Genomic DNA, 21,991 nt, shown 5'->3' with positions numbered 1-21,991 from the left:
GGATAGCCCTGGTCATGGATAAGGTTTATAGTAAGATGCCGAAAATTGGTTACAAATTGAATGGCTTTCTTTAGAATGAATGTTATTTTTTTGTTAAATCTTAAGCGTGCTATATGCAAAGGGTTTTTACTAAATACCCATCTGTTTAGCAGGTAGTTGCGAAGTTTGGCTTAGTAATTGCACAAGTGCCTCTGCCTGAATAGACGTTAGTCTCAGCCATTAGCTATCTAAAGATTGAGATTTAGGTATTGAAGCGGTTTAAACGCTCAAAATACTGATTTTAACTAGCCACAATAGCAAAAGAAAAATAGTAGTCATAAAATATAAACACTGAATTGGGCTTTGGCGTAATTCTTGTAAAGGTAAATTGATAGGTAAAATTCACTAAGTAATGGCGTGGAAAGTTGGCAGCATAACGCCAGGGTATTTCCTGTAAGAAGCTTAGGGTTTACTCTGGAAACTCAACCAGATTTGTTGAGGACTAAAATGATTTACTCAACCGGTTTGCCTATCGAATGATTGTCTACATTCATCAACCAGCCAGTAATCCTGCTGAGTTACTTTCCTGGCCACCCTTACGGGTTTATTCGAGCGATAGTGGCGCAAAATGGCGAGCTGTTGCCGACTTAATGTATTTACGGGGAGAAGCCAATTATACCTGGCTTTATTGGAGCAGCGATCCGCCCGTACTGGTTCCGTATACGCTTAAACGTGTTGAAGCTAAATTACCTTCGGCCTGGTTTACGCGCACTCACCGGCATTATGTGGTGAATCAGCGGTTTATGGACCGAATCGAGCTTGGTAACGCCAGCGCCATATTGCATCTGACAAACGGTGCCGCATTGCCGATTTCGCGTCGTCGATGGTCGCTTTTACGCCGGGAGTGGGCTGGCTTGGAGGAAACGGAAATAGCTGGGTTTGGATCCCGTTCTGCTTGTCCGGCGGTAGCGCCCAGACTGACCATCTTCCCGCCCGAAAAAAACCTTCTGACCTCTATTCTCCTGAGCGACTAATTCGGTGATTTACGCGGTAGGCGTACCTTAAATTTGGTTTCATTATCTTCAATTGTTGGCCTATCCTGGCTCACTACTGAATCGGCCTATGATTGAATGCCATGTTCCATAAAAAAAGCCTGACAGCAACTGCTGAATTCAGGCTTTTTTTCATATTGTCTTGTCAGAGTTGATGCTACGTGTTGAAGAGGGAAATTGTTCAAGGGCGAACAAAAACACCCGACTCAACGGCGGTCGGGTGTTTTTCATAACTAATTGATGAGTTTATGACCTATATACGACAGGGCGTAAAACCTGGATTGGGCTGTAACTAAAAAAATGCAAAAAAGTTTAGTTTATTAAGTCAAGCATGCCCGGAATCGACTAAAACTATTTAACGCTATTGCGGTTATCTCTGTAAACAACCTATAAAATCATGGATAAAAAAGTAACCACTTTGATCGGCCTTGCAGTAGGAGCATCGTTACTGGCTGGTTTCGGAATTTATAAATTGATCAGTAACAAACGTAGTAAAACCCACAAAGCATCAGCACCTGACGGCGGTATCAGCCGGAATGGCTTAGGTGATGGGTATATTGGAAGTGGATTCGTGAAAAGTACCGGCCTTTACAAGGGTATCGATCTGGCGAATGGGCTGATCGGAGGAGGTTTGTACAAACTGCAAGGGGCTTCTATCGGCGGCTAACATCCTGCCACCAGTGGTTTATTCAAATCAGTGTTCATGAAGTTGCTGTCTAGAAATAACTAGTAAGTGCCCTGATTTATGGACCGAAGAAGTTGAGTGTACGTGTTAATGAGTGCTTTTTTACACTTCAGTGACTGTTTTTACCAGTTCATTCAACTGGGTATTTGGCTGGCGTAAGGGGCGTTTACCTTTGTCTACGAAACAACGACACAAGATTTAACCCCCCCTACTAATGGACACACTACTTTTGCCTCACTTTACCTCTAAACGCTCAATTCCAGTACAAACCATCGAATATCTGGAAGCGATGGGTAATTACACCATGGTTCACTTAATGGGACAAAAACCGATGCTGGTAGCCATTACATTGAAACGCTTTGAGGAGCGATTACCTTCCTTCCTGCGGATTCATAAAGGGATGCTGGTCAACCCTGCTCATATTGTTACCTACCGAATTCGATACGAATCGAATCCATTCGTTCAACTCTCCCGCGAAAGGCAGCTGACTGTCTCACGTCGGCAGATTCGCAGGCTGAGACCAACTTTAGCGGCTTTCTCACCGACTCTTGTTAAATCCTGCTAGTCGCTGTTAGGTGATCAACTCCAGCAAATCAGCTTAGTTGGCGAATGGGTTGAAAATTAGTTTGTTAGCTTATTTTTTTCGCTGATTTAATTGCGCTGGTATAGTATACATTAAAAATAGTATTCTTGGGTTGTGACTTTTGGGGAGTTTTTTCGTCTCTAAGGTGCACTTTCTCCAGTACTAACCCATAAGGATAAAGCCCAGTTTTAAAACTGGGCTTTGTTGCGTTGGGCAAATCAAGTCTATTTCTTTTCAATTTATTGGAGTGGCTTCAGCCATAGAAACGAAGCAGCAGTAGTGATAGGGTGGTAAAGAAACAGGCCACACTAACCAGCATGGCCTGTTCAATTGCAAGGTGTAAAGTAGACACTTAAAGACAGTTAAATACCATATATGTAAACCGTCTGCTATACTACTCACTTATTGGTAAACAATATTAATACCATTGTCTATAGGAAACAAAACTTTTTCACTTTGTTTAATTACTTTATGAGAAAATTAAACAAGTAGAAGAATCTATTAGTGGGCATAAAACTATTAAATAGTATACTTATGGGGCGATAAATAAACTATTAGTTCTTTGTGCCTCAAAGAAGGAAACCCCTTCTGCAAGCGTTTAACTGGCTGAATGCCAGATGAATTGTGAAGTTCTTCAGCTAGTATAAACTTGTATGAGCCTGCCAAAAGCTTGACCTTACTCCGTAAAACTTCGTTTGCTAGTCGAATTTGATGTCGGGAAATCGGAAGGGATAGGAATATCAACTTTGCCGGTAGCTGCCCACTGAGCTCCTCGCTGTAGCGATGTAATGAAGCCGACGCATTCGACAGAGTAATCCACATGACCTAACGGCGTGTGAAAAATTCGGCCTTTCCCGTAGTTGATGGTCATCAGCATAGGTTCGTTGCGATCGGTACCTTTGTTCTCTTTGGATGAAAAGGCAGTGGCCAGTACGGTCATATTTTCGGCGGGACCGCGCAATCGATCATACATCTCATCTTTGGTATGCATCCAGGTTACTGGCATCCCTTTCGTGATGGGGTGGTTCGTATCGCGAACGGTTACCAAAAACTCTTGTTGGGCTCCATGCGATCCTGCCCGGCCAGGCTGCGGGTCTTTAATTAACTTTCCATCATTGTCATAATACACATAGGGGCCGTCTTTCTCGGTACGATCGCCCCAGCCTCCTAAACCAATCATTTTGTTATAGGCAGGCCATAGTGGAAACGAATTATCGGCTGCATGCACCACAACCAGGCCACCCCCTTTTTTCATGAAGCTTTCGAAATCGGCCTGCGTTTCATCGGACCAGGGAGCGGCATTCCAGCCAAAATTACAAACCACAAGATCATACTTCGAAAAGTCGGGGTGAAAGCTGGAGTCTGCTCTGGATTTGGGCAATGCTTTCGTAGGCTGAACACCCGGAATTTTGTATTTATCAATCAGGTCGGCACCGTTCCAGGTATAATAAGTTCGCTTTACGTCGACTGAAAACTTGCCTGTTTCTTCGAGATAACGCTTGATCATAAACGTGATTTTAGGCCACTGCTCATGGTTGTTCTGGCCATCAACGATTAGGGTCCGTATCACTTTCGTTTTACCTTTTTGGGGCGATTGAGCCAAACTAAGGCTGCTAATGAAAAGCAAGACAATCAGGGTATATAGGGGTTTCATAAGCATTTGTTTGGCACCGATAAGCGTATAGATATGGAGAATGTTGTGATTGAATTTAAAAACAAGGAATGAATTGAATCTACTTGGTACTGCGATGGCCAAAGTAGTTGCAAATCGTTTCGAAATAGTTCTGATAGAACGTACTACCATGGTGCAGACTTTGATACTGGTTCGATGTACTTCCCTATGCTACTTGCCCAACCGGGCTAATCCGTAGAGTTTATCCGTGATACCACCCAAGTGTGATTCAACAACTGACCCAACTCATTAGGGATTAAGGTCAAAAAAAATGTGCATCGATTTGGCTTAAGTATTTAGCTAGCTGTATGGAGTAAAGCACGTTCAACCCCCTCATTTAATAGATCAGCGACAGTAAACGGGTTGGCCTACAGGCGAAGCGGCTTTCCGGCCGGATGGCAGAATCTGGTTCTCATCTAATCTTGTAATCAGTCGGGGCGCTAGTTCGTAATTGTACTGCATAACCAGTGCATCGGAAAGTGTCTGCATCAGGCTGACACCCGGCCGATAGTAGGGAGTAGTAGCCGGCGAAACATAGCTGAATTGATTGACCAGTAGATCCTGTGGAAACTGATCGCGCCAGTATTCGGGAACAACATACTGATATCCCCGATAGGGCTGAGCTTCCAACCTAACTAGTTGATTCACGTAGCCTTTGACTTGAAACTCACGATACTGATTCCAATAGCTACCACAATTACCCAAAACTTTCAAAGGCGCATCCCCACCCACCATAAGTGGAAATGTCTGACAATCCCGGAGTGTATCGTGGGCTAGCCCAAAGGAATGGCCTAACTCATGAGCGGCTAATTCAGCATTGGCATTCAAACACACCAGGAAGGAACCTTCGTAAATGGAGTAACCTGCATAGGGATATTTGGGATAACCCGTTGGTAGGGTTGGATCTTTCATGAAAAAGACAATCCGGGTAGCTGCTTTGGCTTGTTTAAGAGCTACCAGTTTCTGGGTGAGTGGATCAGTTGGGTCCGCAAATAGTTTTCTCATTAAGCCTTCGGGGTCTCCACTATCCTTAAAACGAGCCATTTCACTGGCCGACAAAGGGTAGATGATATGCTGAAAGACAAGTTTGTTCAATTCCTGCGGATGGTCTGGTTGGGTACGGTTTAGAAAATCAACAAAAACTCGGTTCTGATACGGATCATAATGATTGCCATTGGTTGTCGGAAACGCGCTGACAAAGGATGGATCAGTGAGTATGTAGAGCAATCGAATGGTATCCTGCTTGTTGGGTGGTAAGTCGGCAAGCGTGCGTGCCAGCCGGGTGCCTACCCTCACCGATTGAATGCCGGAGACCTGCCGGGTACTTCTGTCGATAGTCAGTTTTACCTGATAAGTGGCGTTGCGGGTAAATTGATGAGTAATTCGAGGTGACTGGGTACTCACCTGCGCGGTACTGTCGCCGAAATTCCAGTGATAGGTAATTCCTTGCTGACTGGAATCAGCTTTAAAAACAACCAATCCATCTTGTTGGGAAACTACTTGAAAGGTGAAAAGCGCAGTTTCCGGGTCATCTGAGGGTATCTCTTTCGAACAAAAGAGTAACAGAGAACTAATCGCTACCAAGTAGACTGGTAGCCATTTTCCGACGGGCGTGGTGTTACGGATTTCAGATATCATCGACGTTTGTATTTGAGTAAGAGGTGAGTGTAACTCAAAATTTCCAGAATAAGCTCAGGCGACAGGAAGTGGATGATAGGTAGGGAAATCTGGGTTTGACTACTCACAAACCTAGGTAAGTCTTATGCGCTTCACAATACTTGGCGTTGATCTGGTTGAATTAAGCAAATATAAAGCACTCAATGTATAAACATATTTTTAAGGATATGGCAGGGCTGGTAATTTGGATGAACGTAGCTGAGAACTGCCTGGCGAACAGCAACGGTGGTTCGATCTGGAGCGGATGGAGAAGCTAGTTGAACGGGTTAAGAAATACAATCCAGAAGGAGTCCTCAACATGAAGCGCTACTATACGCTACGCCCAAAATCGCAACGTCACATTTAGCCGGTGAAAAACTCTGATGGCGTTTCGTTCGGTCAAAATCCGGGGTATTAAATGCTGCTACGCATCTGATCCGATCTGTCAGGTCAGGTCTATAACTTGAAGATTCATATCTACAAGAAGTGAACCCAGTGACTAACCGGGTATTTTTTTCAACATTTGCGCTAAACGTTTTGTTTTTCCTATTCTTAAGGAAGGACCTGTTTAAACTTTTATAAATTGAGCCCAAACAGGTGCGTTTTTGTCATGCTGACGAAGGAAGCATCTTCGGTAGTTTAGTATTAGTAGCTACCGAAGATGCTTCCTTCGTCAGCATGACAAAATTGCCCAATTCCTGGCCTGAGCAGAAAAGTTTAAACAGCCTAGAAGACAAGTTATGTCTTGTAAAGTCTGCTTTGTACATACATCCATCACTTACCTCAACAAATAGGAAACTTTGCTACGAACACATAAACAGGTGTGTTTATGAAATTAAATTTTAAGCAGAGTATAATGAAGACTGTTAAGATGAAGTTTTTCTGGGTATTCCTTCTTCTCCCACTTTTCCTGATCTGTAAAGGTTTAGTAGCGCAGCGCTTGTCTACTTCCCCAACGGTAAACCTATACGTCTCGCCGAAAGGGGATGATACGAATCCGGGAACCTTGAAACGTCCGTTTAAAACCATCGAGAAAGCAAAGCAGGTGGTAGGTGGCCTTCTGAAAACGGAAGCGAAACAAATCACGGTCAATTTACGGGGCGGTCGGTATGCGTTGCAGCAAACCCTGACGTTCAATCAGCAGGACGCCAGGGTAAATTGCCGGGTAGTTTATCAGGCCTATCCAGGTGAAAAACCTGTGTTATCCGGTGGGCAGAAAGTTCTTGGTTGGACACTCCATAATGCCGGACAAAACATATACAAAGCTTTTGTGGGACATAGTGATTTCAGGCAACTCTACATCAATGGTAAAGCAGCGGTACGGGCGAGGCAGCCAAACAAAGAAAATGAGACCGATTTTGGCCCTTACTTTCGACTGTTGCGGGCGAATGTGCAAAAACAGGAGTTTACGATTGCATTAAAAGACTGGGACGCTGCGAAGTCGGTTACCCAGAAAGAGGCCATGGAACTGGTCGTACTCCCACACTGGATCCACCAGAATGTCCGCTACAAAAGCCACGAGGTCGATGGAGATTCTGTCCGGTTTATTCCAGAAGATGCGGAACGAACTGTCGTTTTTAATAAGAATGACAACTATTATCGGAATGCACCTTTCTATTATGAAAATGCCTATGAGTTTATTGATAAGCCGGGCGAATGGTATTTGGACAAAGTAAAGGGAATACTATACTTCAAAGCCGAAAAGGACGCTGATATAAGGCGATTGGATTTCGAAATACCGGTGCTGGACGTACTGATTGAGGTGGTTGGCACTCAGGAAACGCCCGTTCAGAATCTGGAGTTCAGGGGCCTTACGTTCGAGTGTACAAACTGGACCAGCCCTTCAGAAGTCGGGTTGTCAGCTACGCAATTCGTACTGCCTTATGGCCAACTTGCTAACCGTACATTTGTCAACCGCGCCTACCCACAGGCTGTTTTTAAGTTAATGAATGCCCAACATGTGATCATTCGCGGCAACGTTATTCGTAATGCAGGCGCAAACGCCATCGTATTTTTCGCCAATGTCGATAATTCGCCGATAGTCGGAAATACGCTAACGAATATAGCCGCCAATGGTATTGTGATTGATGCTCAGGGTAAAAAGAACGCCAAGCCAGAAGAACAGTCCGACAGTGTCGTTATTGTCAATAACTCCATTTCAAAATGCGGGCAGGTGTATACCAACGGCGGTGGTGTGCTGGCATATAATGTCCATGGGATGACTATTGAACACAACGAAATTTTTGATATGCCCTACAGTGGTATTCAAGTGGGGGATCAGCCAGCAGGGTATGCGGATATGGGATGTTATGCGAACCTTATCCGCTTCAATCACATCCATCACTGCCTTCAGTTACACGATGATGGAGGAGGCATTTACACCTTAGGCGGCAATCAACGCGGAACCCGTATCGAAGAAAATTACCTGCACGACATCAAGCGAAGCCAGTGGGCTGGGGATTGGTATGTGGAAGCAATTTATCTGGATAACTACTCTCAGTTCATACGGGTAGCCAACAACGTCGTTTACAATGCGGATGTGGGTGGACAGTATAACCATGCCCAAAATAATGAATTCAACACGAATGGCCTCGACATACCAAAAAAGGCTGCCATCATTGCCAATGCCGGTGTCAAGGTAAGGTTTAAATCTGAAGGCAACCCGAGCGTTCAGCCATCATCACGTAGAAAGTAGAAACTATATATACCAAATTCACTAAGGGGGACAGTTAAATAATACGCTACTGGGTGAGCGTAGTGTTTCTTTTATCAATTGCCACCGTTATTGTCGATCGTAACCAGTAAACCGTTCGGATATGATAAGTTCTTTATTCATTTCCAGATAGTTCATGAACGCCTGGGAAACGGGTGAAAAGGGTTTATCTTTCAACCAGATTAGGTTCCACGAGGTTTGCAGTGGCAGCCCGCTGACTGGTATAATTTTCAAATCACCACGTTGAATTTCATTCCGAATACCAATCAAGGGCATGATTGAATAGCCCAGCCCAGCCATGATTGCCTGTTTCACCGCTTCGTTTGATGTCAATTCCAGCTTTTTACGAACCTGAATCTGGTTATCGGCGATAAATTTTTCCATCATGTAGCGCGTTCCTGAACCAGCCTCTCGGTAAATTAAAGGGAGGTTTTTCAGCGCCTGAGGATCCAGCACCTGCGTTTGCTGAATGCTATTGGCACCCCCTACGAAATACAACTTGTTGGGCATTAATTCGACGCGCTGTACAGCCAATTGCTTGGGTATGATCGAGACAAGTGCAAAGTCTACTTCATTATTGGCCAGACTTTCTAATACCATCTGCTTGTTGGTTACGTCCATTTTCAGATCAATCCCTTCGTGCGTCTGTATAAAGCCCGCCAAAAAATAAGGCATCACATATTTGCCTGTCGATACTACGGAGATGCGGAGCCGACCAAACAGCAGACCTTTGTAGGACAAGGTTTTATAATTAATAGCATAGACTTCGTTCACGATTTTTTCGGCGGCTAGAGCAATCTCCCGACCAAAGTCGGTCAGATACAGTTTGCGGCCGATGATCTCCGTCAGGGGAATATCAAACTGATCCTGAAAATTTTTGAGTTGAATCGAAACGGCAGGTTGGGTTAGGTATAACTCATCGGCCGCTTTAGTAATGCTCTGCGTTTGCGCTATTTTGAGAAATACCTGTAGTTGGTGTAAGGTGTAATTCATAAAAATAATTTATATATTCTATCAATAATATAAATTTTTACTTATATTATAAAGTAGTCACCTTTGTGCCACACATGATGTTATGTTTACTTATGGAACACAAAATTGATCTGAAGCTAATTGAGGGCGTGTTTACTCATGAAGATGCCCGAGAAGTTCTGTGCGGCCTACTTACTTATAAGATTAACTTCCATGATTTGAAAACCTTTTCACACATGGAAAGGAAAGGGGAAGAACATATTGATTCCCTAAAACGGGTAGAGGAATTGAAAGCCGATAAAGCCAGAGTATTATCTTGGTTAAAAGGAATTGAAAGCGGGAAACAGATCCGTATTCAGTCTGAGATAAAGATATATGTAGAAAATGAGCAATTAGCCTTTAGCAACTAAGCATTTTTATGTTGGGATTGCCTTCAGGGCCATTAGCCTGAATGACAAGCGGTTCCATACTACATTATCTGTAGCATATGGGGAAATAAATATGAATGGATAATGGCTCAACTGTCTTGAAATCAGTAGCATTTATGAATGCTCTTAGAAGCAATCGCTTGCAAGCATTGTGGGCAGACCCAACACGTTAAACGCTATGACACCACTCGCTCAGGTACTCAACGATACCGCTGTTACGACTGTGGGCGAACCGCTCTGGTGGCCCGGTTCGAGTGCTCGCAGTTGAGGATCGACGCGTGCATAGGAATCTTTCATGCCCTCTCTGCTCTTGCATAAATACTCCAATCGCCCCTTGTGCAGCAATGAGGGGATAGCGGGGTGGCTCGTGCCCTTGTAGTTGCGACAGGTCTCGTCATGGCCGCAGGAATTACCTCTTGGATGATGGAATAGCAGTCTTCGGGGAGAAACTTCGCCAGCTTCGGCTGTCCGATGATTTTGCTCATGATTTCTGAATTTATTAGGGCTAATCACACCGGCGACCCGGCTGGTTTTCCAATTTTGTTCAACCATTCAGGGGGCTAAGACAAACCTCGGATGGGTGTTCTAAAAATAGAGGTTGATTAACCATACGTAATCTCCAATTTGGGTAGTATCTGTTCGAAACTACGGGCCGATCGAAGACCATACAATAAAGAAATTTTGTAGTATGGGTTTTTCCAAAGACAGTTGGTTCAACAGGTTGTTAGCCGTGGAAACAACTCTACGCTAATTAAAAACGTTATGGATAGTATTAATCAAGAGCAACCCGAAGCCAATCACCAGGATCTGAAAGGGACCCAAGCCGGAAAAAAAATTAAGGAATTAGTAGATCAGAACAAGACCTGTTATTTCTGTACCAAAATCACCTCAGGCCAGCCATTGACAACAAGGCCTATGTCGGTACAAAAGGTGGATGAAGCTGGCAGTTTCTGGTTCCTCAGTGCCGATGATAGTCATAAAAATGCGGAGATACAACTTGACCCTCGAGTTCACTTATTGTTTCAAGGCTCGGCCCATTCGGATTTTCTGAGTATCTATGGTGAGGCCACCATATCGAAAGATAAACAGCTGATCAACGAGCTCTGGGAGCCACTTTTAAAAACGTGGTTCACCGAAGGAGAGGACGATCCGCGTATTACGGTGATCAAAGTGGATACGCGTGAGGGCTATTATTGGGACAATAAACACGGGAACGCTGTAGCCTTTGTCAAAATGGCTGCCGGTGCGATTATGGGGAAAACCTTAGATGACTCGATTGAGGGTAAATTAACGGTCTAACAAGTAGCCTTCCTTAGCCGCTCGTCGATTTGGGTACTACTGTTAACAAACTGTAATGGTATTACCCAAATAGGCGAACGGTGGTTGATCTAATACAACGTTTAGCTTTGGTTTTAAGCCATCGAATAGAATCAGCATAATAGCGAATAAACTCAACTTCAGGCGCTCATAGGCACCGTTGTAAATCGTCAACCGAAAGTGGACAGATGGGGGCGAAAAAGAGAAGAGACAAATCTAGCCACTTTGGATTCGCTGAAAAATATGTCATAGCGATGGGTTGCTTTTCCGCCGTTGAGCCGTCGTTAGCTTCTTGATTTTTTACGCTCGACAACGATTTGTTCTTAGCGCTCCCAGTACGCATCGGCGGGGCGTACGTTATACAGAGATTCATAATAGTGTTGAGATTATAGTAATCTACCCAATCGGTTAAGTGCTTCCTTAACTCATCTGGACTATAGTAGTGCTCCGGCAACAGCACATTTTCATCAATCGGTACCGCGACGGAGTGCCATTACCGATTGATTTTTCCCATTCTTGCAGCATTATAGCATGAAGCGGTACACGGCGATGTGCTCAATGCTTTCCCATTCAGGTATTGCCTTAGATGCCCAGACAGATAGGCCGGCCTATAGCATGCGAGGTCTTTGACTTCTTTTCAGACGAATCGCTTTCAGAGTGGCATGCACTGAGTTCATAAAAAGTGTTGGATTTACGATCCTGAATCATATAACCATTCAGCCTGCCTTTTTTACCACTGATCCAGTTTTATATATAGAAAGAAGCAAAGTACCTTGCATCGCATAGTACCTTTTAGTACCTTTGAAATAAGAAATTAACGAAATTTTATATACCAATGAATATTGAAAACGCTCAAGTGCAAATGCGGAAGGGCATCCTGGAGTTCTGCATCTTGCACATCATATCGCGGGGCGAAGTGTATGCCTCCGATATGCTTGACGAGCTGACCTCCGCCCGAATCATGGTTGTGGAAGGTACCTTGTACCCACTACTAACCCGATTGAAAAATGCCGGTCTGCTCGATTACAAATGGGTAGAGTCGACGTCTGGGCCTCCTCGTAAGTATTATATTCTGACTGAACTGGGTCGCTCTTCGCTGGATGCTCTTAACGAAACCTGGCAGGAGCTTGCCGAGTCGGTTAATGCCATTGTCGGTAAAGCGGAGCAGCACAAGAAACCGGCTAATGGGGCGTCGCCTGTTCTGCCATCCGATCCAACCACTCCATCTGCCAACGCTTAACCTATTCTCTTCTCAATAGCCATGAAAAAGACAATTAGTATTAATATTAGTGGCGTCATCTTCCATATTGAAGAGGATGGCTACGACAAACTTAAAAGTTACCTGACGTCGGTACAGCAATATTTCTCCACCTATGAGGATAGCCAGGAAATAGTAACCGATATCGAGAACCGAATTGCCGAAAAACTGCTGGTGAAATTGAAATCGGCTGATAAACAGGCTATTTCACTGGAAGATGTGAACGAACTCGTGGCGGCTATGGGTACCGTTGCCGACTTCGAAGCGGTGGAGGAAGAAGAAGTACTCGTAACCACTGGCGGACGTAATTCGGCTAGCGGTATAGGGCAGGGGCCCAAAAACGCAGGAAGTCAGAGCACCGCGCAAGACCCAAAGCCCTACGCTCCAAGCCCATCTCTTGAACCACGTCGGCTGGTGCGTGATTTACGTCGGAAAACCCTGGGTGGGGTGTGTGCCGGTCTGGCACATTACTTCAACATCGACGTTGTGTGGATACGGCTGATTTTTCTGACCTTGTTTCTGGCCTTACCACCACTCGGTCATGAGTTTGGCGCTGGCGTTTCGAGCTTTACCCTGATTGTATACATTGCCATGTGGATTGCCCTGCCGGGAGTTAGCACGATTGAGGATGACAAAACTGTCAAGAAATTTTTTCGGAATCCCGAAGATAAAGTACTGGGCGGTGTAGCTTCAGGGATTGCGGCCTACTTTGGTGTCGATACGGGTATTATCCGACTGCTTTTCGTGCTGGGTATTGTCTTGTTCGGGGTTGGTTTTCTGCTCTACATCGTTCTTTGGATGATTGCTCCGCAAGCCAATACACTTACCGAAAAAATGGAGATGCAGGGGCAACCCATTACGCTCTCGAATATCGAACATAGCATTAAGCAGAACCTGAATATCAACGAATCGCCAAATAATGAGAGTACCCTGACTCGTGTTCTGCTGTTTCCGTTCCGGGCTATCGCTACCATAATCGGTGGGCTGGGCAGTGCTTTAGGGCCGTTTCTAAATGCGGTGGTCGCTGTCATTCGGATTTTTGCAGGTGTGCTTATGCTGATTCTTGCCTTTGCCTTGATGGTCGCCTGTCTGGCTGTTGCGGGGGCCTTCATCGGGTTTGAATCGGGCGTTCATCTGGGTAACCTGCCTATTGATATGATTCGGGATGATATTAATGCGCCCATGGTACTAACGGCTTTTCTGGTTGGATTCATTCCTGCCTTTGGATTAGCCATACTGGGCATTATGCTGATCGTGATGCGAAGTGTGTTGAGCAGCCGTACCGCCCTGACACTAGCTGGCGTCTGGCTCGTGAGTCTGGTAATATTTGGCGGTACGGTGACCCCTGTCATCAGCAGCTTCCAGCGCCGGGGTACGGTCGAAGAAACCAAAGTGCTGAACGTACCGGCTGCCATTCCGACTTTCGCGATGAACAATGCGGAGAACGATGACAACTGGCGACCATCCATCGAATTGAAAGGGTATGAAGGCAATACATTGAATCTGGTGCAGTATTTCCGTGCGCAGGGCCGCACCCGGACCGATGCACAGGTCAACGCCCGCCAGATCCGGTATGTGTATACCATTAAGGATTCGACAGTTCGTTTCGATGAAACTATTGAGTTGGCTCCCAAATCCCGCTTCAGGGGTCAGGATCTGGATATGGATCTGATGGTTCCGTACGAGAAGCCATTCCGCATGACCCGTGAGTTTGCCCGATTTATCCGTAATGAGTTTGGCGGAAAAGAGTTTGATCGGATGGAGTCGAGTATCTGGAAGTTTACCAAAGTTGAAGGATTGGTTTGCATCAACTACCCACGGGAGAAAGATCGTGAGTACAATGATGAAGACAACGACGTGACCGATCTGACGGAAGATGTACAGAATGCCGTTGCCAGCGAACTAGGGGACGATTTCGACCATATCGGCGATCATACCCGACAGTTCAACGTCACCGATTTTTCGAAAGTCGATGTAGGTGGAGCTTTTGTGGTGCGTTTCCGAAAAGGGGATTCCTACAAAGTGGTGGCCGATGGCCGTGAAAAAGACCTGGAGGATGTTAACGTAAAAATCGAAGGTAATACCTTAAAAGTATTCATCGACCGGAGTGGTATATTCGACTGGAGTAATCGGAAACGCATAGGACTGACCATTACGGTTCCGAAGGCGATTGAGGAACTGCAATTAACCGGGGCATCAAAAGCCAGCCTGACCGGCTTCGAGCGGTATGGCCACTTGACCATCGGCATGAGCGGTGCCTGTCGTACCGTATTCGATGGCGAAGTCGATAAACTGGATCTCGATATGTCAGGCGCTTCCAATACGGTACTGCATGGACATGCTAACCAACTGGATGCTGAATTGAGCGGAGCCTGCAAACTGGAAGCCACTGGAATGAATATCGGTAAAGCGACCGTTGATGCTAATGGTGCCAGCCATGCAGATCTGGGTCAGGTTGGTTCGCTCGACACCGAAACCTCAGGAGCCAGTAAAGTGACGCGGCAGTAAGATAAAGAGCGAAAGAGTGAAAGAGTGGGCTGACGCAAGCCTGCTTTCACTCTTTCGCTCTTTCGCTCTTTTCAGCTACTTTCTCTAGGCGCTCCTCGGCTAGTGCGGCTTCTTTTTCCTGCTTCTTGTTCTCTCGTTCGAACACCTGAATCAGTACGATGAAATAGGAGAGGAGCAGGGGGCCGATGACCAGACCGATTATGCCGAAGATAGGAACACCGAGTACGATACCAGCCAGCGTAACGAGTGGATGGATGTCGCCCATGCGCTTAGCAAGCATAATACGAAGCAGATTATCGATGTTGATAATGACGATCACACCGACCAGCAAAATGCCTACTCCCTCCCCAGTATTGCCCTGCGACAGTTGAATCAGTCCGGCAGGAGCCCAAACCAGTGGTGTACCTAATACCGGAATAAATGCCAGAAAGAAGGCAACGGTGCCCCAGAATGGCGAATCGGGTACGCCAAAAATCCAGAGTGTCAGGCCCGTCAGCACACCCTGTACCAGACTAACCAGCGCCTGCCCCAGCACATTGGCGTTTACGTTGTTCTTTAGCGACTCCGCCAGTTCTTTCTGCGTATCCCGCTTGAAGGGTAAGTATTTTTGGAGCCCTTTCTGAAACGCTTCCTGCTGCACAAACATGAAGTATAAGGTAAAGAGCATCAGGCCGATAATCACGATAAAATCCAGCGCTCCACCCGCTATAGAAGGCAGTAATCGACTTGCATAGGTACCGCCCTGTCGGAGAATTGCCTGAATATTTTGCTGGCTGGTAATTTTGTAACCCGTAAGCTCTTCGAGTTTTTTTACCAGATTCAGAATCACTTCCGTATGCTGGCTATAATACTGAATACGGTCGATCAATAACAGGCTAAGCGTCAGGAAGGGCATGATTATGACCACCAACGAAAAAACAATCAGGAGCGAAGCCACTAGTGATCGGTTCCAGTTGCGTTTAATAGCCAGTGCCGTAAACCAGGGACGGAAAACTACATATAAAATACCTGCCCCCAGGAAAGCCGTTGTATATCCGCTTAAGCCAAACAGAATGAAGCCAGCAATAATGAGCAGGCTTGCAATCAATAATATGCGTTGCTGTTGGGGTGTATAAATTGAATTCATTTTAGAGAATGGTACCGTATACGTTGACGGTATGTCATTAAAAACATGTTAAAGGTGCGGAATTGTTTTAGAATCAAAAAAGGAAGAAAAGCGAAAAGAGATAATACGTCCCAACTTTCGCCCTTCTTCCTTCTCTATTTTTCTCTCTGTTTAACACTCTGTCGCGCTGAGGGCTAAACCGGCTTCGGAGGTTTCTTTGTATTTGGTCGACATATCGCGGCCGGTGGCTTTCATGACTTTGATGACGGCGTCGAGCGAGATTTTCTGAAACGAAGCCGCTCCAGAGGTGGCCAGCAGATAGGCATTGTATGCTTTTACGGCGCCCATCGCATTTCGTTCAATACACGGAATCTGAACATATCCACCAATGGGGTCACAGGTCATGCCGAGGTGATGTTCAATGGCGATTTCGGCAGCCGCTTCAATCGGGCCAACATTGGCCTTATTCTGTGCGCAACGGGTCAGAAAAGCAGCCCCCATGGCCGAGGCAGTACCAATTTCGCCCATACAACCCATTTCGGCTCCCGAAATACTGGCGTTGTGCTTGACCAGAAAGCCAATGGCGGCTGCCGCCAGCATACCCGCTCGCAAGGTAGCTTTGTCGTAATGAAAATGATGCTTGGCTAAATACGTCAACCCAGGAATTACGCCCGATGCGCCTGAGGTTGGGGCTGTAACGACGATACCACCAGCCGCATTTTCTTCGGATGCGGCCAGGCAATACGCATTCAGAAAAATCAGGAAACTGTCGGAAGACTGGCTCATTTCCTTCGCCTGATTGAACAGAATCGGCGCTTTGCGGCTCAGCCTGATCGAGCCCGGCAGCGTCCCCTTGTGGCGCAGCCCACGCCGTACGGCTTTGTGCATGAACTCCAGAATCTGGTCGAGCCGCTGATTGACCTCTACGCGACTACGCCCCGAAACTGCCATTTCGTTGGCCAGCAACAAGTCATCCAGGGTAATCTGTTGGCTGGCAAGCTGCTCTTTTAATTCTGCCATAGTTCCGTATGGATAGGGAACCGATTGCGCACTGGCAGCAACCTCAGGCTCCCCTTTCCGAAGGATAAATCCACCTCCAATAGAATAATATTCTTCCTCGGCTAGTATTTCCTCGCTCGCTACCAACTTCAGTACCATGGTATTGGCATAAGGTGAATCATAGCGTTTCTTATGGAAAAAGATATCCTTTGGGCCAATACCAATCGTTTGGGAGCTAACTGATACAGGATACGTGACCGATTCATCCCGCAACAGTTTTAGTAAGGCATCGGGATCGGTCGTTTCAGGTTGCCAGCCCAGTAACCCTGCCACAATAGCCCGGTCGGTGCCATGCCCTTTGCCAGTTGCACTCAATGAGCCGTACAGATGGATCTGAATTGTATGGGCCCGTTGTTGGCTGTCGGATGGGGGTTGCGCGAGTCGCTGTCGAAAATCGAAGGCGGCCTTCATAGGGCCGATGGTATGCGAACTGGATGGCCCCGGCCCAACTTTGAATAGATCGAAAACAGATGTTGTAATAGGCGATGAGGGCATTGTTGATGAGATTTTTGGAGCGGTAAACCGTAAATTATTTATCCAGTGCCCGAATCTGCTGCAAATATTCGGTTGGTAAAAGAACCCGCTGAACGAATGAGCGTAAGCCAATCGCATTGAGAAGGCCATATAGGCCCAGCGAGTAATTAAGGAGAGGCTTCTGGGGCAGTTCGAGTAACTGACGGACCTGTTTAGGAACCAGCATACCCTGTACCTGTCGGAGTAGATCGTACCGCCAGTTTCCTAATTCTTCCCGGTACCGCTGAAACAACTGATCCGTAAACTCACTATGAACCAGATCACGATTCAGATGCAGTTCCCGGTCTGTCTGCCAGTCGGCATACGTGGTTGGCAAATCAGGAACGCCCATACCTGCACCAACTTCACGAAAGGTGCTAAATAACTCGTTACGCTCTACATCGGTAAGCGGACGTTTCAACAGTTCGAAAGCACGTTGCGAATAGTCAATCAGCATGTAAAGCACGTCGCGGTAGGCCCAGGCCGGAATCTGATAGCCGCGTTTCTGCTCAATGCCCTGGTGAATAGAACCCATTCGGGCAATAGCCTGGCGAGCTTTTTCATCAGGAGTAAACACAATCTCCTGCGCATAGCGTACAGTTGAAAATAAGCGGCCAATCGGGTCAGCAGGCAATTTTCCGGTATAAAACAACCAGTCGACAGCTCGGTTGAGGGCAAACTCAGCCGCCGATCCGGCAAACACGAGCAAGATTACATCGGCATCGCCCCATATCTGACGAACAATAGAGCCGGGTTTTACGAAATATGTCATCGGAAAGCCATTTCGTGGTCATTCAGAATCACCTTGTTGTTCACCGTGAACAGTTCGATGGCAATTTATGACAAAGAATGACCTACTTACATAGCTAATACAACAAATTCGACACGACGGTTCTTTCGTTTATTCTCTTCCGTATCATTGGGAGCCGCTGGGTGTGTATCCCCATATCCATTATGGTGAAGGCGGCTTTCGGGTATGCCATTACGGACCAGGTAATTGGTAATGATCTTGGCCCGATTTTCGGAAAGGGCCTGGTTCAGCCGTCGATCGCCGACATTATCGGTGTGGCCTGCAATTTCAATAACTAGCTTTGGCGTCGAAACCAGTGTCTTGATGAGCTTATTTAATTGAGGGTATGATTCTGGTCGCAGGATATAGCTACTCTGATCGAAATACACATTATCGAGCCGAAATGCCTTGTTGACCTGCAAATTCCGGAATATACTATCTGGCTTGGGTTCTTCTTTTTCTAGTCGAATTACGTAACCGTAATCCGTACAGGTATCGCACGAAACCACCATGAGTTCTTCTGCTTCGTAATAGCCGGGCGAACTGGCTATCACATTCAGGGTATCGGTGCGGGTGAGCACAAAGGCAAATGGCTTTCCATCAGCAAAGCTTTTTCCTACAAACTTTTTCTTCGCCTGTTTCGCCTGAATGGTAAACAGAGCTGGAATTTCCTGGGAAGTTTTTTCATCAACTGCCGAAATGGTGAACAGTGTTTTCTGGGTTCGGGCAACGGCTAGATTCTGGCTGTAAGTTGTTGATATAAGCGCCAGTAAAAAGAATAAAGACAATAAAGCACGCATTTGGGGCTATGGTTGTTCAATTGTGTAACCACAACGCAAAAAAAATGCCGTTTTTGTTAAGTGTCTAAACTGCTGATAGTGTAGCTATGGGCTGGCTGTTACGGTTTTAAAAAAAGCCAGCTCATTACTGAACTGGCTTTTCGATTAGTTGATCTTCAGAACGGCCATAAAGGCTTCCTGCGGAATTTCGACGTTGCCGACTTGGCGCATACGTTTCTTTCCTTTTTTCTGCTTTTCGAGCAGTTTACGTTTCCGCGAAATATCGCCACCGTAACACTTGGCCAGTACGTCTTTTCGCAAGGCGCTCAGGGTTTCGCGAGCAATGATTTTTTGTCCAATAGCGGCCTGAATCGCGATTTCAAACTGTTGGCGCGGAATTAATTCCTTGAGTTTTTCGCAGAGTTTTTTACCCCATTCGTACGATTTCGAGCGGTGGACGATGGCTGAGAGGGCATCGACTTTATCGCCGTTGAGCATAACGTCGAGCTTGACCATGTCCGATTCCCGGTTGTCCATAAACTCATAGTCGAGCGAAGCATACCCACGCGAGATCGTTTTAAGCTTATCGAAAAAGTCGAATACGACTTCGGCCAGTGGCATCTCGAACTGGAGTTCAACCCGCTCGGCGGTTAGATATACCTGGTTTTTAAGTATACTCCGCTTATCCATACATAGACTCATGATACCCCCCACATACTCGGCCTTGGTAATGATCTGTGCCCGGATAAATGGCTCTTCAATATAGTCGATGAGGTTCGGGTCAGGCATATCAGCGGGGGCCGATACCTGAATGTCCTGCCCTTTGGTAGTCATCACCTCGAAGCGCACTGAGGGCACTGTAGTGATGACCGTCATGTCAAATTCACGCTCCAGACGCTCCTGTACGATCTCCATATGAAGCATCCCCAGAAAGCCACAACGAAAGCCAAAGCCTAAGGCCGCCGATGTTTCGGGCTCCCATACAAGAGCCGCATCATTGAGCTGGAGCTTCTCCATAGCATCGCGGAGGTCTTCGAACTCACTGGTTTCGACAGGGTAAATGCCCGCAAATACCATTGGTTTCACTTCCGAAAAACCCTGAATTGCCGAACTGGCAGGATTGTCGACGGTGGTAACGGTATCGCCGACTTTTACCTCTTTGGCTACTTTAATTCCTGATATGAGGTAGCCTACATCGCCACATTCGATCACTGGTTTAGGCACCTGGTCCAAGCCGAGAGTACCTACCTCATCGGCAATATATTCTTTGCCGGTGTTCATAAATTTAACCTTGTCGCCTTTCCGAATCCGTCCGTTCTTAACCCGGAAAATAACTTCAATACCACGGTAGGAATTGAAATGCGAATCAAAAATCAGTGCCTGTAAGGCGCCATCAGGATCGCCGGTTGGGGCTGGAATCCGCTCGACAATGGCGGCCAGAATTTCAGGAACACCAATGCCCTCTTTACCCGATGCCGGAATAATGTCGTCCCGGTCGCAGCCCAGCAGGTCAACCATCTCGTCCTTAATCTCTTCGGGCATGGCACCGGGAAGGTCAATTTTGTTCAGGACAGGAATAATAACCAGATCGTTATTCAGGGCCAGATAGAGGTTGGAGATGGTCTGTGCTTCGGTTCCCTGCGACGCATCGACCAAAAGTAAGGCACCTTCGCAGGCGGCAATGGATCGCGAAACCTCGTAGGAAAAGTCAACGTGCCCTGGTGTATCGATCAGGTTCAGGGTATAAAGTTCCCCCTTATGCATGTATTCCATCTGGATGGCATGGCTCTTGATGGTGATACCGCGTTCTCGTTCCAGATCCATATCATCGAGCAATTGGGCCTGCATGTCGCGGGCACCTACTGTCTTGGTAAATTCTAATAATCGGTCGGCCAGGGTACTTTTTCCGTGGTCGATATGAGCAATAATGCAAAAATTACGGATGTGTTTCACGTAGAAAAATCCTGTTTGAGGTTTGTAGTTCAAGCGGTATGGGCCGAACTACCTTTTTAAACGGCAAAAATACGCATAAAAAACAAACGCCGGTCTCATCCAGGAGCCGGCGTGTTCAATTACACTTCATCAACAAACTAAAAACCAAATGCTGTAGGAGGGGGACTCGAACCGCCCACGGTGCAGTTAGCTACAGTACAATCTCTGGTGGTCAACCCCAGTCGCCACGAGGGCGGCATTATGCTGCGTTTATCCTTTATCACCACCCCCGAGACAGGAGGGCACGTCTGCCAATTTCGACATCCTACAGTGTGAGGAAAAAATGTCAAGAAGACCGGCGTGCTGACCCCGCTCGATCAACTTGACATTGCAAAGTTAAGTAATAGGTGATATTTGTTGCAAATTTCACATAAAAATTTCTTAAAATTTATAATTCATTTAAAAATGGAGTAGATTTGTTGCACTTCATCGAAAAATAGATTGAAATGGCGGAAAAAAATTTAGAAATTGATAATACTGATCTAAAAATACTGAGCCTGCTAATGCAGGATGCCAATATGCCGTACACCGAAATTGGGAAACGAATCTTCGTTTCGGGGGGAACCGTACATGTTCGGATGAATAAGCTTCGGCAGATGGGTATTGTTCGGGGATCGCAGCTGGTGATCGATCACGCCAAACTAGGTTGGGATATCAGTGCCTTTCTGGGTATTTATTTAGATAAAAGCTCATTGTATGAAGATGTATCCAGGCAACTGGAAAAAATCCCTGAGGTCGTCAATGTGCACTATACAACGGGTATTTATAGCATATTCGCCAAAATCGTTTGTCGTGATACCCAGCATCTGAGAGAAGTGCTACACGATAAAATTCAGAAAGTGAGCGGAGTACAACGTACGGAAACCTTTATCTCACTCGAAGAGAGCATTAACCGCTCAATCCCCTTTTCGGAAGAGTGATGGGCTTGGA

Annotated in this window: 18 protein-coding genes; 10 read left to right on the top strand and 8 right to left on the bottom strand. The window is 46.2% G+C overall.

From position 1 onward, the window contains the following. Positions 1-515: 515 nt before the first annotated feature. The 3 genes from B5M13_RS21035 to B5M13_RS21025 all read left to right on the top strand — a co-directional run bounded on the left by B5M13_RS21035 (position 516) and on the right by B5M13_RS21025 (position 2,281). Positions 516-1,013, top strand: a complete 498-nt coding sequence (locus B5M13_RS21035; RefSeq protein ID WP_080057527.1) for a LytR/AlgR family response regulator transcription factor — start codon at positions 516-518, stop codon at positions 1,011-1,013. 415 nt (positions 1,014-1,428) lie between these two features. Continuing rightward, a complete protein-coding gene (locus B5M13_RS21030) occupies positions 1,429-1,698 on the top strand; it encodes a hypothetical protein (protein ID WP_080057526.1) in 270 nt (89 codons plus the stop codon). A gap of 232 nt (positions 1,699-1,930) precedes the next feature. Continuing rightward, positions 1,931-2,281, top strand: coding sequence for a LytR/AlgR family response regulator transcription factor (locus B5M13_RS21025; RefSeq protein ID WP_080057525.1), 351 nt, complete (start codon positions 1,931-1,933; stop codon positions 2,279-2,281). A gap of 694 nt (positions 2,282-2,975) precedes the next feature. On the opposite strand, the gene B5M13_RS21020 is transcribed toward B5M13_RS21025, so the two are convergent. Continuing rightward, positions 2,976-3,953 carry a ThuA domain-containing protein gene (locus B5M13_RS21020; RefSeq protein WP_080057524.1) on the bottom strand — a complete coding sequence of 326 codons (978 nt, stop codon included), beginning with the start codon at positions 3,951-3,953 and terminating at the stop codon, positions 2,976-2,978. Between the two features lie 363 nt (positions 3,954-4,316). Continuing rightward, the gene (locus B5M13_RS21015) at positions 4,317-5,609 is read right to left on the bottom strand and encodes a PKD domain-containing protein (protein WP_080057523.1); all 1,293 of its coding nucleotides are present in this window, start codon (positions 5,607-5,609) and stop codon (positions 4,317-4,319) included. A gap of 874 nt (positions 5,610-6,483) precedes the next feature. Between B5M13_RS21015 and B5M13_RS21010 the strand changes: the two genes are divergently transcribed. Beyond that, the gene (locus tag B5M13_RS21010; protein ID WP_170061168.1) at positions 6,484-8,322 is read left to right on the top strand and encodes a right-handed parallel beta-helix repeat-containing protein; all 1,839 of its coding nucleotides are present in this window, start codon (positions 6,484-6,486) and stop codon (positions 8,320-8,322) included. Between the two features lie 87 nt (positions 8,323-8,409). Here B5M13_RS21010 and B5M13_RS21005 read toward each other — a convergent pair whose 3' ends face one another. Beyond that, the gene (locus B5M13_RS21005) at positions 8,410-9,333 is read right to left on the bottom strand and encodes a LysR family transcriptional regulator (RefSeq protein WP_080057521.1); all 924 of its coding nucleotides are present in this window, start codon (positions 9,331-9,333) and stop codon (positions 8,410-8,412) included. Between the two features lie 92 nt (positions 9,334-9,425). Between B5M13_RS21005 and B5M13_RS21000 the strand changes: the two genes are divergently transcribed. From B5M13_RS21000 to B5M13_RS20980, 5 genes are all read left to right on the top strand, one after another. After that, positions 9,426-9,722 carry a hypothetical protein gene (locus tag B5M13_RS21000; RefSeq protein ID WP_080057520.1) on the top strand — a complete coding sequence of 99 codons (297 nt, stop codon included), beginning with the start codon at positions 9,426-9,428 and terminating at the stop codon, positions 9,720-9,722. A gap of 138 nt (positions 9,723-9,860) precedes the next feature. After that, positions 9,861-10,058 (top strand): IS1/IS1595 family N-terminal zinc-binding domain-containing protein, encoded by a 198-nt coding sequence (locus tag B5M13_RS34735; RefSeq protein WP_449448524.1) that lies wholly within the window; start codon positions 9,861-9,863, stop codon positions 10,056-10,058. Positions 10,059-10,502: 444 nt separating this feature from the next. Further along, positions 10,503-11,039 (top strand): pyridoxamine 5'-phosphate oxidase family protein, encoded by a 537-nt coding sequence (locus tag B5M13_RS20995; protein ID WP_080057519.1) that lies wholly within the window; start codon positions 10,503-10,505, stop codon positions 11,037-11,039. An 853-nt stretch (positions 11,040-11,892) separates the two neighbouring features. Next, complete coding sequence (locus tag B5M13_RS20985; RefSeq protein WP_080057517.1) at positions 11,893-12,297, top strand: PadR family transcriptional regulator; 405 nt, start codon at positions 11,893-11,895, stop codon at positions 12,295-12,297. Positions 12,298-12,318: 21 nt separating this feature from the next. Then, positions 12,319-14,823: a PspC domain-containing protein gene (locus B5M13_RS20980; RefSeq protein ID WP_080057516.1), complete on the top strand. Its 2,505-nt coding sequence runs from the start codon at positions 12,319-12,321 to the stop codon at positions 14,821-14,823. A gap of 46 nt (positions 14,824-14,869) precedes the next feature. On the opposite strand, the gene B5M13_RS20975 is transcribed toward B5M13_RS20980, so the two are convergent. From B5M13_RS20975 to lepA, 5 genes are all read right to left on the bottom strand, one after another. Continuing rightward, positions 14,870-15,949 (bottom strand): AI-2E family transporter, encoded by a 1,080-nt coding sequence (locus tag B5M13_RS20975; protein WP_080057515.1) that lies wholly within the window; start codon positions 15,947-15,949, stop codon positions 14,870-14,872. 150 nt (positions 15,950-16,099) lie between these two features. After that, the gene (locus tag B5M13_RS20970; RefSeq protein WP_080057514.1) at positions 16,100-17,482 is read right to left on the bottom strand and encodes an L-serine ammonia-lyase; all 1,383 of its coding nucleotides are present in this window, start codon (positions 17,480-17,482) and stop codon (positions 16,100-16,102) included. A 34-nt stretch (positions 17,483-17,516) separates the two neighbouring features. Next, positions 17,517-18,272 (bottom strand): oxygenase MpaB family protein, encoded by a 756-nt coding sequence (locus B5M13_RS20965; RefSeq protein ID WP_080057513.1) that lies wholly within the window; start codon positions 18,270-18,272, stop codon positions 17,517-17,519. Positions 18,273-18,358: 86 nt separating this feature from the next. Further along, the gene (locus B5M13_RS20960; protein WP_080057512.1) at positions 18,359-19,090 is read right to left on the bottom strand and encodes an OmpA family protein; all 732 of its coding nucleotides are present in this window, start codon (positions 19,088-19,090) and stop codon (positions 18,359-18,361) included. Positions 19,091-19,234: 144 nt separating this feature from the next. Next, positions 19,235-21,022: a translation elongation factor 4 gene (lepA, locus tag B5M13_RS20955; protein ID WP_080060018.1), complete on the bottom strand. Its 1,788-nt coding sequence runs from the start codon at positions 21,020-21,022 to the stop codon at positions 19,235-19,237. Positions 21,023-21,507: 485 nt separating this feature from the next. Here lepA and B5M13_RS20950 point away from each other — a divergent pair, with 485 nt between their 5' ends. After that, positions 21,508-21,981, top strand: a complete 474-nt coding sequence (locus tag B5M13_RS20950; protein ID WP_080057511.1) for an Lrp/AsnC ligand binding domain-containing protein — start codon at positions 21,508-21,510, stop codon at positions 21,979-21,981. Positions 21,982-21,991 lie beyond the last annotated feature (10 nt).

The sequence above is a fragment of the Spirosoma aerolatum genome (genome assembly GCF_002056795.1).
Lineage (GTDB): Bacteria > Bacteroidota > Bacteroidia > Cytophagales > Spirosomataceae > Spirosoma > Spirosoma aerolatum.
This window is presented reverse-complemented; position numbering and strand designations above follow the sequence as displayed.

What these genes read in the sequence shown, in the direction of transcription:
- B5M13_RS21035 (WP_080057527.1), top strand. Translation starts at nt 516, where the DNA reads ATGATTGTCTACATTCATCAACCAGCCAGTAATCCTGCTGAGTTACTT.
- B5M13_RS21030 (WP_080057526.1), top strand. Translation starts at nt 1,429, where the DNA reads ATGGATAAAAAAGTAACCACTTTGATCGGCCTTGCAGTAGGAGCATCG.
- B5M13_RS21025 (WP_080057525.1), top strand. Translation starts at nt 1,931, where the DNA reads ATGGACACACTACTTTTGCCTCACTTTACCTCTAAACGCTCAATTCCA.
- B5M13_RS21020 (WP_080057524.1), bottom strand. Translation starts at nt 3,953, where the DNA reads ATGAAACCCCTATATACCCTGATTGTCTTGCTTTTCATTAGCAGCCTT.
- B5M13_RS21015 (WP_080057523.1), bottom strand. Translation starts at nt 5,609, where the DNA reads ATGATATCTGAAATCCGTAACACCACGCCCGTCGGAAAATGGCTACCA.
- B5M13_RS21010 (WP_170061168.1), top strand. Translation starts at nt 6,484, where the DNA reads ATGAAGACTGTTAAGATGAAGTTTTTCTGGGTATTCCTTCTTCTCCCA.
- B5M13_RS21005 (WP_080057521.1), bottom strand. Translation starts at nt 9,333, where the DNA reads ATGAATTACACCTTACACCAACTACAGGTATTTCTCAAAATAGCGCAA.
- B5M13_RS21000 (WP_080057520.1), top strand. Translation starts at nt 9,426, where the DNA reads ATGGAACACAAAATTGATCTGAAGCTAATTGAGGGCGTGTTTACTCAT.
- B5M13_RS34735 (WP_449448524.1), top strand. Translation starts at nt 9,861, where the DNA reads ATGCTCTTAGAAGCAATCGCTTGCAAGCATTGTGGGCAGACCCAACAC.
- B5M13_RS20995 (WP_080057519.1), top strand. Translation starts at nt 10,503, where the DNA reads ATGGATAGTATTAATCAAGAGCAACCCGAAGCCAATCACCAGGATCTG.
- B5M13_RS20985 (WP_080057517.1), top strand. Translation starts at nt 11,893, where the DNA reads ATGAATATTGAAAACGCTCAAGTGCAAATGCGGAAGGGCATCCTGGAG.
- B5M13_RS20980 (WP_080057516.1), top strand. Translation starts at nt 12,319, where the DNA reads ATGAAAAAGACAATTAGTATTAATATTAGTGGCGTCATCTTCCATATT.
- B5M13_RS20975 (WP_080057515.1), bottom strand. Translation starts at nt 15,949, where the DNA reads ATGAATTCAATTTATACACCCCAACAGCAACGCATATTATTGATTGCA.
- B5M13_RS20970 (WP_080057514.1), bottom strand. Translation starts at nt 17,482, where the DNA reads ATGCCCTCATCGCCTATTACAACATCTGTTTTCGATCTATTCAAAGTT.
- B5M13_RS20965 (WP_080057513.1), bottom strand. Translation starts at nt 18,272, where the DNA reads ATGACATATTTCGTAAAACCCGGCTCTATTGTTCGTCAGATATGGGGC.
- B5M13_RS20960 (WP_080057512.1), bottom strand. Translation starts at nt 19,090, where the DNA reads ATGCGTGCTTTATTGTCTTTATTCTTTTTACTGGCGCTTATATCAACA.
- B5M13_RS20950 (WP_080057511.1), top strand. Translation starts at nt 21,508, where the DNA reads ATGGCGGAAAAAAATTTAGAAATTGATAATACTGATCTAAAAATACTG.